General features: G+C 74.4%; 13 protein-coding genes. 8 read left to right on the top strand and 5 right to left on the bottom strand.

Annotated features, from left to right (window positions below; translation table 11 throughout):
* Nucleotides 1-24: 24 nt before the first annotated feature.
* Genes ACWEPF_RS11945 through ACWEPF_RS11925 form a run of 5 tightly spaced genes read left to right on the top strand, consistent with a single transcriptional unit; the run spans nt 25 to nt 6,468 of the window.
* Nucleotides 25-510, top strand: coding sequence for a cupin domain-containing protein (locus ACWEPF_RS11945; protein WP_345288671.1), 486 nt, complete (start codon nt 25-27; stop codon nt 508-510).
* The gene (locus ACWEPF_RS11940; protein WP_452172482.1) at nt 510-1,562 is read left to right on the top strand and encodes an acyl-CoA thioesterase; all 1,053 of its coding nucleotides are present in this window, start codon (nt 510-512) and stop codon (nt 1,560-1,562) included. The genes ACWEPF_RS11945 and ACWEPF_RS11940 overlap by 1 nt, the downstream gene beginning before the upstream one ends.
* Nucleotides 1,559-3,208, top strand: coding sequence for an AMP-binding protein (locus ACWEPF_RS11935; RefSeq protein WP_452172481.1), 1,650 nt, complete (start codon nt 1,559-1,561; stop codon nt 3,206-3,208). The genes ACWEPF_RS11940 and ACWEPF_RS11935 overlap by 4 nt, the downstream gene beginning before the upstream one ends.
* Nucleotides 3,205-5,601, top strand: coding sequence for a bifunctional salicylyl-CoA 5-hydroxylase/oxidoreductase (locus ACWEPF_RS11930; protein WP_452172480.1), 2,397 nt, complete (start codon nt 3,205-3,207; stop codon nt 5,599-5,601). The genes ACWEPF_RS11935 and ACWEPF_RS11930 overlap by 4 nt, the downstream gene beginning before the upstream one ends.
* Nucleotides 5,602-5,628: 27 nt before the next feature.
* The gene (locus tag ACWEPF_RS11925) at nt 5,629-6,468 is read left to right on the top strand and encodes a PaaX family transcriptional regulator (RefSeq protein WP_452172479.1); all 840 of its coding nucleotides are present in this window, start codon (nt 5,629-5,631) and stop codon (nt 6,466-6,468) included.
* Nucleotides 6,469-6,473: 5 nt separating this feature from the next.
* Here ACWEPF_RS11925 and ACWEPF_RS11920 read toward each other — a convergent pair whose 3' ends face one another.
* Together ACWEPF_RS11920 and ACWEPF_RS11915 are read right to left on the bottom strand one after the other, a co-directional pair.
* Nucleotides 6,474-6,818, bottom strand: a complete 345-nt coding sequence (locus ACWEPF_RS11920; RefSeq protein WP_452172478.1) for a VOC family protein — start codon at nt 6,816-6,818, stop codon at nt 6,474-6,476.
* Nucleotides 6,819-6,911: 93 nt separating this feature from the next.
* Nucleotides 6,912-7,307, bottom strand: a complete 396-nt coding sequence (locus tag ACWEPF_RS11915; RefSeq protein ID WP_345288678.1) for a DUF5997 family protein — start codon at nt 7,305-7,307, stop codon at nt 6,912-6,914.
* A gap of 83 nt (nt 7,308-7,390) precedes the next feature.
* Between ACWEPF_RS11915 and ACWEPF_RS11910 the strand changes: the two genes are divergently transcribed.
* Nucleotides 7,391-8,185: a LysR family substrate-binding domain-containing protein gene (locus tag ACWEPF_RS11910; RefSeq protein ID WP_452172477.1), complete on the top strand. Its 795-nt coding sequence runs from the start codon at nt 7,391-7,393 to the stop codon at nt 8,183-8,185.
* Nucleotides 8,186-8,318: 133 nt separating this feature from the next.
* On the opposite strand, the gene ACWEPF_RS11905 is transcribed toward ACWEPF_RS11910, so the two are convergent.
* Entirely contained in the window at nt 8,319-9,413 is a 1,095-nt protein-coding gene (locus ACWEPF_RS11905; RefSeq protein ID WP_452172476.1) for a DUF1152 domain-containing protein, read from the bottom strand.
* 135 nt (nt 9,414-9,548) lie between these two features.
* On the opposite strand from ACWEPF_RS11905, the gene ACWEPF_RS11900 reads away from it, so the two are divergent.
* The gene (locus tag ACWEPF_RS11900) at nt 9,549-10,961 is read left to right on the top strand and encodes an STM4012 family radical SAM protein (protein WP_452172475.1); all 1,413 of its coding nucleotides are present in this window, start codon (nt 9,549-9,551) and stop codon (nt 10,959-10,961) included.
* Here the strand turns inward: ACWEPF_RS11900 and ACWEPF_RS11895 are convergent.
* The gene (locus tag ACWEPF_RS11895; protein WP_452172474.1) at nt 10,949-11,860 is read right to left on the bottom strand and encodes a DMT family transporter; all 912 of its coding nucleotides are present in this window, start codon (nt 11,858-11,860) and stop codon (nt 10,949-10,951) included. The two genes, ACWEPF_RS11900 and ACWEPF_RS11895, sit on opposite strands and share 13 nt — an antisense overlap.
* A 157-nt stretch (nt 11,861-12,017) precedes the next feature.
* The gene (locus tag ACWEPF_RS11890) at nt 12,018-13,310 is read right to left on the bottom strand and encodes a M64 family metallopeptidase (RefSeq protein ID WP_452172473.1); all 1,293 of its coding nucleotides are present in this window, start codon (nt 13,308-13,310) and stop codon (nt 12,018-12,020) included.
* A 139-nt stretch (nt 13,311-13,449) separates the two neighbouring features.
* On the opposite strand from ACWEPF_RS11890, the gene ACWEPF_RS11885 reads away from it, so the two are divergent.
* The coding region (locus tag ACWEPF_RS11885) for a helix-turn-helix domain-containing protein (RefSeq protein WP_452172472.1) at nt 13,450-13,789 on the top strand (340 nt) is incomplete at its 3' end.

Raw genomic sequence — 13,789 nt, 5'->3', positions numbered from 1 at the left:
GAGACCCAGGAGCAAGGAGCTTCGATGGACCCCACACCCGGGGACTACGTCCTCGAGGGCGACAACTCGATGTACGCCACGGAGAGCGGCCTGGTGGTCCCGGTGGTGACCCGGGCCGGCACCGAGCCCGGGGACACCGGCCAGTCCGCCGGTGCCACCCGGATCTCGGGCATCAGCATCCAGCACACCCCGGCCACCAGGCTCTGGTTCGGCAAGGTCAGCAACGATCCCGGCTACCGCTCGGTGCCGCACCACCACGGCGAGGCCGAGACCGGCGGCTACGTGCTGCTGGGCCGGGGCCGGATCTACTTCGGGCGGAAGTTCGAGGACTACGTCGACCTGGCCGAGGGCGACTGGGTCTTCGTCCCGCCGTTCATGCCCCACGTCGAGTGCAACCTCGACCGCGACAACCCGCTGACCTGGATGACCACCCGCACCCCGGAGAACATCGTGGTCAACCTCCCCGAGGTCCCCGACGCGGACCTGCGCGACTGGCTGGAGCGGCCCTGATGACCGACACCACCTCGGAGACCTTCACCGCCGCCGTCACCCTGACCCCGGCGGAGCCCGAGCACTTCGACCTCGCGTTCACCGCCGTCACCCAGCCCTGCCCGTGGCCCAAGGCCTACGGCGGCGACCTGGTCGCCCAGGCCGCCGCGGCCGCCATGCGGTCCGTCGAGGACGGCAAGGCGCTGCACTCGGTGCACTCCTACTTCATGCGCCCCGCCGAGATCGGCAAGGAGGTGCGCTACGAGGTGGAGCGGCTGCGCGACGGCCGCGGCTACGCGACCCGGCAGGTGCGCGGCTACCAGAACGGCAAGCCGCTCTACGTCTGCCTGGCCAACTTCGCCGCCGGCGAGCCCGGTGCGAGCCACCACGCCGAACTCCCGGACCTGCCCGGCCCGCACGAGCTGCCCAGCTCCGCCGAGCACCTCGCGGACCGCGGCGGCGGGACGATGACGGCCGCCTCCAAGGAGTACTGGTCCACCGGGCGCAGCTTCGACATGCGGCACGTCCCGGGCCCGGTCTACCTGGGCGTGGAGGGCGCGCGGGTGCCCCACCAGGCGGTCTGGGTCAGGCCGTTCGACGCGCTGCGGCCGGTCGAGGGGCTGACCGACGCCCAGCGGGACGCGGCGGCGATCGCCTACGTCTGCGACTACACGATCCTGGAGCCGGTGCTCCGGGTGCTGGGCCTGCACTGGGCGCAGGAGGGGCTGGTCACCGCCAGCCTCGACCACGCGATGTGGTTCCACCGCGCCCTGCCGCCGGGAGCGGCGGACGGCTGGCTGCTCTACGCGCAGCAGGCCGAGGCGGCCGGGGCCGGGCGCGGGCTCGGCTCGGGCCGCTTCTTCACCCCGGACGGCACCCACCTGGCCACCGTGCTCCAGGAGGGGATGATCCGCGCACCGAGGCCGACCGCGACGCCCGAGGCGGCCGCGACGACCGAGGCGACCGCGACGGACGGGGCGGCCGCGACGCCCGAGGCGGCCGCGACGCCCGAGGCGGCCGGGGCGGCCGACAGGGACGGGACCGGCAGAGCCGAGGGGACGGGCCGGCCATGACCGATCCGGCCTCGGCCCACCGGGACACCTTCGCCCGCGACCACCTCCCCCCGGCCGACCGCTGGCCGGTCCTGGAGTTCACCACCGAGCTGCTCCAGTATCCCGAACGCCTCAACGCCGCCGTCGAGTTGATCGACCGTCCGACGGCGGAGCACGGCGCGGACCGGCCCGCGCTGCGCACCCCGGACGGCGAGGTCTGGACGTACGGCGAGCTCCGGCTGCGGTCCGACCAGATCGCCCAGGTGCTCACCGAGGACCTCGGCCTGGTGCCGGGGAACCGGGTGCTGCTGCGCTCCCCCAACAACCCCTGGGCGGTCGCCGCCTGGCTGGGCGTGCTGAAGGCGGGCGGCATCGCCGTCTCCACGATGGCCGCGCTGCGGGCCGGCGAGCTGGCGCCGATCGTGGCCAAGACCCGGCCGGTGGTGGCGCTGGTCGACCACCGCTTCCTCGACGAGGTGCTCGCCCTCCGGGAGGCCGGGGCGCCGGAGCTGGCGGTGGTGGCCCACGGCGGCGGCGCGGACGGGGACCTGAGTGCCCGGGCCGGGCGGAAGCCGGGACGGTTCGCCGCGGTGGACACCGCGGCGGCGGACGTGGCGCTGTTCGGGCCGACCTCGGGCACCACCGGTGTCCCGAAGATCACCGTGCACTTCCACCGGGACGTCCTGTCGATCGACAACACCTTCGGCAGGCACACGCTGCGGCTGCGCCCGGACGACCTGGTCGCCTGCACCGCGCCGTTCGCCTTCACCTTCGGCCTGGGCATGCTGGTGGTCTTCACGCTCCGGGCCGGCGCCTGCGCCTTCCTCACCGAGACCACCACTCCGGTGCAGCTCGCCGGGCTGGTCGCCGAGCACGGTGTGACGGTGCTGGCCACCGCGCCGACCGCCTACCAACAGATCGTCAAGTCCGGTGCGGTGCACCGGCTCTCGGGCCTGCGGCGGGCGGTCAGCGCGGGCGAGCACATCCCGCTGGCGCTGTGGGAGCGGCTGCGCGAGGAGCTCGGTCTGGAGGTGATCGACGGGATCGGCGCCACCGAGCTGCTGCACATCTTCATCTCGGCCGAGGGCGCGGACATCCGCCCGGGGGCGACCGGCCGGCCGGTCGCCGGGTACCGCGCCACCGTGCTGGGCCCGGACGGCGCGGAGGCCGCCCCCGGGGTGCCGGGGCGCCTGGGCGTGATCGGCCCGGTGGGCTGCCGCTACCTCGACGACGAGCGGCAGGCCGACTACGTGGTGAACGGGTGGAACGTCACCGGCGACACCTTCGTCCGCGACGAGGACGGCTACTTCTGGTACCAGGCGCGCAGCGACGACATGATCGTCTCCTCCGGCTACAACATCGCCGGCCCCGAGGTCGAGGCCGCCGTCGTCACCCACCCGGACGTGACGGAGACGGCGGTGGTCGCCGCACCGGACGCCGCCCGGGGCTCGGTGGTCTGCGCGTTCGTGGTGCTCCGCGACGGGGTGGTCGGCGACGCGGCGAAGGCCCGCGAGATCCAGGACCACGTCAAGGGGCTGATCGCCCCCTACAAGTACCCGCGCGACGTGCGCTTCGTCGACGCGCTGCCGCGCAACGCCAGCGGCAAGCTCCAGCACTTCAAGCTCCGCCGGATCGTGCGCGGGCAGGCAGCGGAGGACCGGTCATGAGGATCGCCATCGCCGGCGGCGGCCCGGGGGGCCTGTACTTCGCCTCCCTGATGAAGCGGCTGGACCCGGCGCACGAGATCACCGTCTGGGAGCGCAACGCGCCGGACGACACCTTCGGGTTCGGCGTGGTCTTCTCGGACGAGACCCTGAGCGGCATCGACAACGCCGACGAGGTCGTGCACACCGCGATGGAGGACCGGTTCGCCCGCTGGACCGACGTGGACATCGAGTTCGACGGCCACCGGTTCACCGTCGGCGGCCAGGGCTTCGCCGCGATGAGCCGCCGGGACCTGCTCGGGATCCTCCAGCGGCGGGCGGCCGAGCTCGGCGTCACCGTCCACTACCGCACCCCGGTGCCCGACGTGGACGGGCTGCGGGCCTCGTACGACCTGGTGGTCGCCGCCGACGGGGTGAACTCCGCGATCCGCACCAAGTACGCCGACGTCTTCCGGCCGGAGCTGGACCGACGGCGCAACAAGTACATCTGGCTCGGCACCGACCTGGTCTTCGAGGCGTTCCAGTTCTTCGTGAAGCAGACGGAGTGGGGCACCGTGCAGATCCACGGCTACCCGTACTCCGAGGCCGGCTCCACCGTCATCGTCGAGATGCACGAGGAGGTCTGGCGCCGGGCCGGCCTCGACCGGACCGAGGACCGGGAGCTCCCGCCGGGGGCCTCGGACGAGTACGCGGTCGAGCGGATCCGCGAGCTGTTCGCCGAAGAACTGGGGGGCCGCCGGATCCTGACCAACAACTCGCGGTGGCTGAACTTCACCACGGTCCGCAACGAGCGCTGGTACGACGGCAACGTGGTGCTGCTCGGCGACGCCGCCCACACCGCGCACTTCTCGATCGGCTCGGGCACCAAGCTCGCCATGGAGGACGCCCTCGCCCTGGCCGCCTGCCTGCACGAACAGCCGACGGTGGAGCAGGCCCTGACGGCGTACCAGGCCGAGCGCAAGCCGGTGGTCGAGTCGACCCAGCGGGCCGCGCAGGCCTCGCTGGAGTGGTTCGAGAACATCGGGATGTACGCGGACCAGGCCCCGGCCCAGTTCGCGTTCAACCTGCTGACCCGGTCCCGGCGGATCACCTTCGAGAACCTCAGGGAGCGGGACGCCGGGTTCGCCGCCCTGATGGAGAGCGAGTTCGCCCGCCGCGAGCGGGCGGACGGGGCCGCGCCGGCGATGTTCCAGCCGGTGACGATCGGTCAGCTCCGGCTGAAGAACCGCGTGGTGCTCTCCCCGATGGACATGTACTCCTCGGTGGACGGGGTCCCCGGGGACTTCCACCTGGTGCACCTGGGCTCCAAGGCGCTCGGCGGGGCGGGGCTGGTGATGAGCGAGATGGTCTGCGTCTCGCCCGAGGGCCGGATCACCCCGGGCTGCCCGGGCCTGTGGAACGGGGAGCAGCGCGACGCCTGGCGCCGCGTCACGGGCTTCGTCCACGAGCGGACCACCGGCCGGATCGGCCTGCAGCTCGGCCACTCCGGCCGCAAGGGCTCGACCAGGCTGATGTGGGAGGGCATCGACCAGCCGCTCGACGAGGGCAACTGGGAGGTGATCGGCCCGTCCGCCCTGCCCTACGGCCCCGGCTGCCACCTCCCCCGGGAGGCCACCCGCGCGGACCTGGACAAGGTGGTCGCCGACTTCGCCGCGGCCGCCCGGCGCGGGGTGGAGGCCGGCTTCGACCTGATCGAGGTGCACGCCGCCCACGGCTACCTGCTCTCGTCCTTCCTCTCCCCCGTGGCCAACCGGCGCACCGACGAGTACGGCGGCCCGCTGGCGAACCGGCTGCGGTTCCCGCTGGAGGTCTTCGACGCCGTGCGCCGGTCCGCGCCGCCCGAGGTCCCGGTGACCGTCCGCATCTCGGCGACCGACTGGGTCCCGGACGGGAACACCGCGGACGACGCCGTGGAGATCGCCCGCGCCTTCATCGAGCACGGCGCCGCCGCGATCGACGTCTCCTCCGGGCAGGTCACCGCGGACGAGCGGCCCGCCTACGGCCGCTCGTACCAGACCCCGTTCGCCGACAGGATCCGCCACGAGGTGGCCGGGCCGGCCGGCGTCAAGGTGATCGCGGTCGGGGCCATCTCCTCCTACGACGACGTCAACTCGATCCTGCTGGCCGGCCGGGCGGACCTGTGCGCGCTGGGCCGCACCCACCTCTACAACCCGCAGTGGACCTTGCAGGCCGCGGCCGAGCAGGAGTACCGGGGCGAAGGCGCCGACTGGCCGGTCCAGTGGGACGCGGGCCGCCGCAGGCCGCCGACCTCGCGGACCGACCGGATCCCGCCACGGCTGGAGCTGCTGCGCGAGGGGTCCGTGGACCGGGTGCACCAGCGGTGGACGCCCGGGAGCGAGGCCGGGGCGGGCCGGAGCGGGCCGATGAAATCATGAACGGCGCCGTCGGTGATACTGAACCGGATGAGCGAGACGAAGAGCGCCCCGCCCCCGCCCCCGGCGGCCGCCCGCCGTTCCCGGACCCTGCTCGTGAGCTTCCTCGGCGCGGTGGTCCGTCCGCTGGGCGACTGGATGCCGATCGCGGGCACCGTGGAGCTCCTCACCCAGGCGGGCCTCGACGCCTCCGGCGTCCGGACGGCGGTCTTCCGGCTCAAGAAGCGCGGCTGGCTGGAGTCCGAGTCCCGCTCCGGCCTGCGCGGCTACGCGCTGACGGCCCTCGCGCTGGAGGCGCTCGCCGCCGGTGACGAGGTGATCTGGCACGCGCGGCAGCCCGCCGACCTGGGTGACGGCTGGTGCCTCGTCAACTTCTCGGTGCCGGAGTCCGCGCGCGCGGTGCGCCACAAGCTGACCGCGCACCTGGCCTCGCTCGGCTTCGGCAACATCGGCGCGGCGGTGTGGATCGCACCGGCCCGGATGCTCCCCGCCGCCCGGCGCGCCATCGCCGAGCTGGACCTCACCGCGCAGTGCGCCGTCTTCGTCGGCGACCAGGTCGGCGGCCAGCAGCTCTCCGCCATGGTCGCCGGCGGCTGGGACCTCGCCGGGATCGACCGGCGCTACCGCGACTTCATCGAGGAGTACGGCGGCCTGCCGACCGGCTCCGCCGCCGACGGGGAGCAGGCCTTCACCACCTACCTCGCGGTGGTCGACCACTGGCGGAAGCTGCCGTTCCGCGACCCCGGCCTGCCGCCCGAGGTGCTGACCGAGGACTGGAGCGGCCCCGCCGCCGTCCGCCTCTTCGAACGGCTGGTCGCGGAGCTGGACGGCCCGGCCCTCGCCCACGCCGCCCGGCACTGGAACGGGTAGCCGGATCAGGAGGTGACGAAGCAGAACTCGTTGCCCTCGGGGTCGGCCATCGTGCGGAAGGACCCCTGGTCGTCGGTGACGGTCTCGCCGGTGGCGGCGGCCCCCAGGGAGACGGCCAGCTCGACGGCGGCGGAGAGGTCGCCGACGGCGATGTCGAGGTGCAGCCGGTTCTTGGCGGTCCGCGGCTCGGGGACGGGCTGGAAGGCCAGCCGCCCGCCGGTGGGGAGGTCGACGTGCGACCAGCCCCGGGCACGGTCCACGGGGGTGGTGCCGAACAGGGCGGCCCAGAAGCGGGAGAGGCCGCGCGGGTCGCGGCAGTCCACCACGACCTGGCTCAGGTGTGCGTCCATGGCAGGAGCCTAGGGCGCGGAGTGCGGGACGCGGAGCGGCCCGGGACGCCGAAGTGTCCCGGGCCGGTGTACTGCTGGTGGAGCGTCAGGGCGTCAGGCCTTCTTGTCGGCGGCCTTCTGCTCGTTCTTCTCCTTGATGCGCTTGGTCTCCTTGCGGACGTCGACCAGGGAGGCGCGCTCGTGCTGGAGCCAGAGCGGGTTCTCGGCCTTGATGGCCTCGATCTGCTCGGTGGTGAGGGCGTCCGTGACGCCGCCCCGGGCGAGGCCGGCGATCGAGACGGTGAGCTTGGCGGCGACCACGGGGCGCGGGTGCGGGCCGTTCTGGCGCAGCTCGGTGAGCCAGGCCGGCGGGTTGGTCTGGAGCGCGTTCAGCTCGTCGCGGGTGACGACGCCCTCCTGGAACTCGGCAGGGGTGGCCGGAAGGTACACACCGAGCTTCTTGGCCGCGGTGGCCGGCTTCATCTGCTGGGAGGAATTGAGCGATGTCATGGGGACAAGGGTAAGGGAATCGGGCACACGCCCCGGTCACGGCGGTGGTCGGTGACGGGCGCGGGGGTCGGTAGCCTGGCGGGGTGACTGACTCGCAGGTGGTTCCCTCCCCTTCCTTCCGGCTCGCGTACGTTCCGGGCGTGATCCCGACCAAGTGGGTGCGGGTCTGGGCCGAGCGGCTCCCGCTGGTGCCGCTGACGCTGGTGCAGGTGGACGCGCCGGAGGGGTCGGCGACCCTGCGGGACGGGCTCGCGGACGCCGGGCTGGTGCGCCAGCCGGTGGACCGCTCGGTGCTGAGCGCGATCCCGCTCTACACCGAGACCACCGTGGTGGTGGTCCCCAAGGACCACCTGCTGACGGCGCTCGACGAGGTGGAGCTCGGCGAGCTGGCCGAAGAGATCGTGCTGCACCCGCTGGACGACACCCTCGGCTGGCAGGAGCTTCCGGGCCGCCCGGCCTTCGAGCGCCCGGCCACCACCGCGGACGCGATCGAGCTGGTGGCGGCCGGGATCGGCGTGCTGCTGGTACCGCAGTCGCTGGCGCGGCTGCACCACCGCAAGGACCTGACGTTCCGTCCGGTGCCGGAGGCCCCGCAGTCGCAGATCGCGCTGGCCTGGCCCGAGGAGCACACCACCGATCTGGTGGAGGAGTTCATCGGCATCGTCCGGGGCCGGACGGTGAACAGCTCGCGCGGCATGGCGGCGCAGTCCAAGGAGCAGCAGCAGGCCAAGCAGCAGCCGAAGAAGAAGCCGGGCGGGGCCAGGCCGCAGCAGGGCGGCAAGCCCACCGCCAAGGGCGGCAAGGGCGGCCAGCCCGGCCGGGCCGGCGCCAAGAAGGCCGCACCGGCCAAGCGGGCCAAGCCCAAGCGCCGCTCCTGACGCCCCGCGGCCGCCCGGCCGAGCAGCCGGGCGGCCGAGCAGTTGCCGCGCTATGACGGGGCGGGGACACCCTCCTCCGACGACCCGCGCCCGAACCCGAACCCTGGAGCGGCGTCTCCTCGCCACCGCCCCCTCAGCGGGACCGCCGCGGGCGCAGCCGCCACAGCGGTGGGGCCGAGCGGTCGGGGCGGGCGGCGGACAGCCAGGCGCGCAGGTGACGGGTGGCGGCCGGGGTGAGGTCGAGCTCCTCGGTGATCCGGCGGGTGGTGACGTACTCCACGCCGAGGGCGGCGGTGCCGTCCTCCCAGGTGGCGAAGGCGGCCGGGTCGAAGGGGAGGGCGGGCGGCACCGCGCCCTCGCCGCGGGCGGCGCGGGCGCGTTCGCGGGCGACCTCGGAGAAGCCGCAGACCTCGGTGCTCGCCTCCTCGGCCTCGGCCAGCGTGGCGCAGCCGTCCAGCGCGCGGGCCAGCGGGTTGAGCTCCAGGGCCCGGCCCAGGGTGAGCCGGTGGACGTCGGCGCTCGCGGCGGTGAGGGTGAGCGGCTGCGGTGCGTCCCGGGTGCCGCAGACGCCGCGCACGCCGCGGGCGGCGGCGACCAGCAGGGCGCCGGCCTCGGAGGGGTGCCAGTCGAAGACCCGGTCGACGGCGGTGGTGTGAGCGGCCGTCAGCCGCAGCGCGGGCGGGCCGAGGCGGGGCAGCAGGTCGGGGAGCGGCACCTCGTTGTCGAGGCCGGGGCCGGCCACGTGGACGGTGGTCGGCAGGCCGCTGCGGGCGCAGGCGGCGAGGGCGAGGGCGTCGCCGAGGGGGCTGCGCAGGGTGGGTTCGGTGCCGTCGGCGACCACGTCCCCGCCGACGTCGACCAGGTCGATCCGGTCGGCCCCGCAGTGCGCGGCGGCGTCGCGGAGCTGGCGGGCCAGGCCGACGGCGCCCCCGTACGGGTCCAACAGGCCGAGTGCGGGCCGGAGTTCGGCGGCCAGGCGGGGCAGCAGCGATCCGGCGGGCGGGCGCGGCGCGGTGGCGGGGGTGACCAGCCGCAGGGCGCCGCCGCCGGTGGCCAGGCCGCTGAAGTCGGCGGCCCGGCGCGGGCCGGGGAGCGGGTCGACCACCAGACGCTCCCAGGCGTAGGTGAGGACCAGGGCCGGGGCGTCGGGGCCGTGCAGGGCGGCGTGCACCAGGGCGGTGGCGATGGCGTCGCCGCCACCGCCGGCGGCGATCAGGAGTCGGGTCATGGGTACGAGGGTTATCCCGGCGCGGCGGCGGCCGACAAGGTTGTGAAAGCACCGAGGAGGGCGCACCCGGAGCGGGCGGATTCTGAAGGATCGCCCGATGATCAGATCTGACGGACCGTCAATACCGTTACCGGCATGACGGATACCACCATCCCCCTGCCGCTCGTCCCGCTCGGCTCGGAGCCGGGGCCGGAGCCGGAGCCCGCCGCCGATTCGCCGTACCAGCAGTACGTCTACGCCTACCCGCACCAGAAGTCCTACCGGCTGCTGGAGGAGCGGCCGCTGCTCAGCGAGCTGTGGGCGAAGGAGCGGCTGGACGCGCTCTCGCTCTACGTGCACGTGCCGTTCTGCGAGATGCGCTGCGGCTTCTGCAACCTCTTCACCCGCACCGGGGCGCCGGAGGAGGTGACCGGTGCCTTCCTCTCCACCCTGGAGCGGCAGGCCCGGGTGACCAGGGAGGCGCTGGAGGCCAAGGGCGAGCCGGTGCGGTTCGCGCTGGCGGCGTTCGGCGGCGGGACGCCGACGTACCTGACGGCGGGTGAGCTCAGCCGGCTGGCGGACGTCTGCGAGGACGTGATGGGCGCCGACCTGCGCGCGGTGCCGTGGTCGGTGGAGACGTCCCCGGCGACCGCGACGGCGGACCGGCTGGCGGTGCTGCGGGAGCGCGGCGCGACCAGGCTGAGCATCGGGGTGCAGAGCTTCCTGGACGAGGAGGCGCGGGCGGCGGTGCGGCCGCAGAAGCGGGCCGAGGTGGAGGAGGCGCTGGGCCGGTTGAAGGAGGCGGCCTTCCCGATCCTCAACATCGACCTGATCTACGGGATCGACGGGCAGACCGAGGAGTCCTTCCGGGTCTCGCTGGACGCGGCGCTGGCCTGGGAGCCGGAGGAGGTCTACCTCTACCCGCTGTACGTGCGGCCGTTGACCGGCCTGATGGCCCGGCACGACCGGGACGGGCGGCGCTGGGACGAGCAGCGGCTGCGGCTCTACCGCTTCGGCCGGGACCACCTGCTGGCGGCCGGGTACCGGCAGACCTCGATGCGGGTCTTCCAGCGGATCGGCACGGCGGCGGTGGAGGGGGCCGGCGAGGCGGGCATCGCCGAGTACAACCAGCAGGCCGGGATGGTCGGACTGGGCGTCGGCGCACGGTCGTTCACCACCGACCTGCACTACACCACCGACTACGCGGTGGCCGTGCCGGAGGTGCGGCGGATCATCGACGAGTACATCGCCACGCCCACCGAGGAGTTCCGCCGGGCGCAGTGGGCGTACCGGATGGACGGCGGGGAGCGGCGCCGGATGCACGTGCTCCAACGCCTGCTGGACGTGGAGGGCCTGTCGGTCGGCGGCTACCGGGAGCTGTTCGGCACCGAGCCGGAGGCGGACTTCGCGGCGGAGTTCGCGCTGCTGGCCGAGCGGGGGTGGGCGTGGCTGGTGGACGGTGCGGTGCTGCGCCTCACCTCCGAGGGGATGGCGCACGCGGACGCGGTCGGGCCGCTGTTCTTCTCGGACCGGGTGCGGGCCACCATGGCGGGCTATCAGGACCGTTGAGGGCCTCCGCCGCCGCGGCCCGGCAGCGCGACCAGCGCCAGGCCGCCGAGCAGCAGGGCCAGCCCGAGGGCGGCGGAGGGGCCGGGGCGTTCGCCGAGCAGCAGGCCGAGCAGGGCGGCGACCAGCGGTTCGGCCAGGCTGAGCGTCGCGGTGGTGGCGGCGCCGACCCGTCCGACGCCCCGGGTGAAGAGCAGGTAGCCGAGGGCGGTGGTGCCGAGCGCGAGCCAGGCGATCAGGGCCGCGGTGCGGGGGGTGGCCAACCCCTCGGGGGCGGCCAGCAGGGCGGGGAGCACCAGCAGGCCCGCACCGAGCACGCTGACCGGCGCGGCGGCGGACGGGTCCCCGCCGTGCCGGGTCAGCGGGCCGGTGGCCGCGATGTAGACGGCGAAGCTCGCACCGGCCGCCACCGCGAGCAGGATGCCGGCGAGGTCGGCCCGGGCCCCGCCGCCCGGGACGAGCAGCAGGGCGATGCCCGCCACGGCGAGGGCGGTGCCGCGCCACCAGGCCGGGGTGAGCCGCTCGGCCCGGAGCGCGCGGGCGCAGAGGCCGGCCGCCACCGGGGTGGTGCCGAAGGCGGCGGCGGTGGCGAGGGCGGCGCCGGTGCGGTCGACGGCTTCCAGGAAGCAGAGCTGGAAGGCGGCGGTCACCAGGACGCTGAGCAGCAGCCAGCGGCGCACGCCCGGGAGGGCGAGCGTGCGCAGGGCCTTCGGGCGGACGGTGCACAGGGCCAGCACCAGGCCGCCGAGCAGCATCCGCGCGGCGCCGATCGCGGCCGGGGCGGCGGCGGGGTCGGCCAGCACCTGGGCCGGGCCGACCGTCCCCCAGAGCACGGCGGCCCCCAGGACCTGGGGCACCCCGCCCGCCCGCCGCGCCGTCCGCGCCTCTTCGATGGTGGTCATGGGGACGGACGCTAACGAGACGTCAGCACCCGCCGGAATGGGGCGAGTTGACCAGATCGCGGAGTGCCGGGAGCACGGTGCCCGTACGTTCGCACCAGGCGTCGGCCGGTGCCGCGCGGCGGGGAGCGCCGCGCGGCACCGGGCCGGGCGGCGGAGGTCAGCGGGTGACCTGCCAGGTGAGGGTGTCGGTGAGCAGGAGCTTGAGGTCGGGGTCGAGCACCGCCGGGGTGGGGTCGGTGGCGCGGGCGGTGAGCTCGCGGGTCTGACCCTTGCCGAGGTGCAGGTCGGCGGTGCGGACGGTGGTGCGGTCGCGCAGCCCGATGAGCTCACGCCCGTCCAGGTACCAGCGCAACCGCGTTCCGGGGGTGGGGAGTTCGACGGTGACCACGGCCGAGGCGCCCAGCGGAGCGGCGGTGGGGGTGTCGCTGGCCAGGGTGGTGGCGTAGCGGTGGAAGCCGGCGATCATCGCCTCCCGGCCCGGGAGGTTGAACTCGCGGCCGAGCGATCGCATGATCGAGTTGTCGGTGGGCCGGTACAGGCCCGTGGGGTAGTACCCGCCGCCCTGGTAGGCGCCGACGGTGCCGCCGTCGGGCGAGGTCTGGCCGAGCCAGCGGTACCACTTGGTCTTGGTGCGCTTCATCTGGGCGAGGGTCTGCTTGCTGAGGTTGCTCTCGGCCGGCTCCTTGCCGGTGTAGCCGCCCTGGCCGTCGTACCAGTACTCGTCGGCGAGCTTGCCGAGCGAGTGCCCGGTCTCGTGCACGGCCACCTGGCCTGACTTGGCGTTGCCGCCGGCCACGGTGGCGATGCCGGAGTAGCCGAGCTCCGAGGAGACGTCGTTGTAGCCGGCGCCGCCGTACTTGGCGCTGTTGGCGACCACGATGACCAGGTCGGCGGCGGGGGCCTTGGCCGCGTAGCGCTCGACCGCGTCGGTGTCGACGCACAGCAGCCGCTCGACGTCGCCGCACCAGAAGTAGGAGCCGAGGGCGGTCCTGCGGGTGGTGGCGCGGTCCGGGTCGCCGGTGACGCCGGACTCGGCCGAGACGGCGTCCACCGCCCAGACGTTGAAGAGCGACCGGTAGCTCGCGTAGGGCTCGACCGCGGTGATCTCCTGCCACTTGGTGGCCGCGTCGCTGTGGAACTTGGCCTGCTCGGCGGCGGTGTAGCCGTCGCCGATCACCACCACGTCGAGCTTGGTGGCGGTGGAGCCGTTGTGGACGACGGCCGAGACGTCGCCGTCGCCCTGGACGGGGGCGGCGAGGCGCTGCGGGGCGGCCTTGGTGTTGGTGACGGGGACCTCGGCGCGGCCTATGGTGCCGTCCTCGGCGAAGGTCTCCACCTGGTGGCGGGCGGTCGGGGCCGGTGCCGGGGCCGCCGTGGCGGGCGAGGCGAGGGCGAGGCCGGCCAGCAGGGCGGTGGCCAGCGCGGACGGGACGATCCTGGACGAGGGCACGAACGGACCTCCGATGGGAGTAAGTTGAGGGTTAATCACACTTAAGCGGTGAGTTAATGTAGGGCACCCGTCCCGCCCCCGACAATGGGGCGGTGAGACGGGCAGGACCGGGCAGCCCACCACCGGCGGGGAGACGGACGTGACGGACCAGGACGAACCGACGGCGATCGGGCAGCGTCTCCAACAGCTGCGCCGCGAACGGGGCCTGACCCAGCGCGCACTCGCCGGCGAGGGCTACACCGCCGCCTACGTCTCCACCCTGGAGGCCGGCCGGGTCCGGCCCTCCGAGGCCGCGCTGCGCTACCTGGCCGAGCGGCTCGGGGTGACCCAGGACGAGCTGGCCACCGGCCGCCCCGCCCACCTGGCCACCGAGCTGCGGCTGGACCTCACCGAGGCGCAGGCCGCGCTGGCCACCGGCGACCGGGCCGCGGCCCGAGTACTTCTCCTGCCCGCCGGACCTGGAGCTGATGCTCGCCGAC

The organism is Kitasatospora sp. NPDC004289, assembly GCF_053602875.1.
The sequence above is the reverse complement of the archived record's forward strand: the minus strand, read 5'-3'. Positions and strand labels throughout refer to the sequence as shown.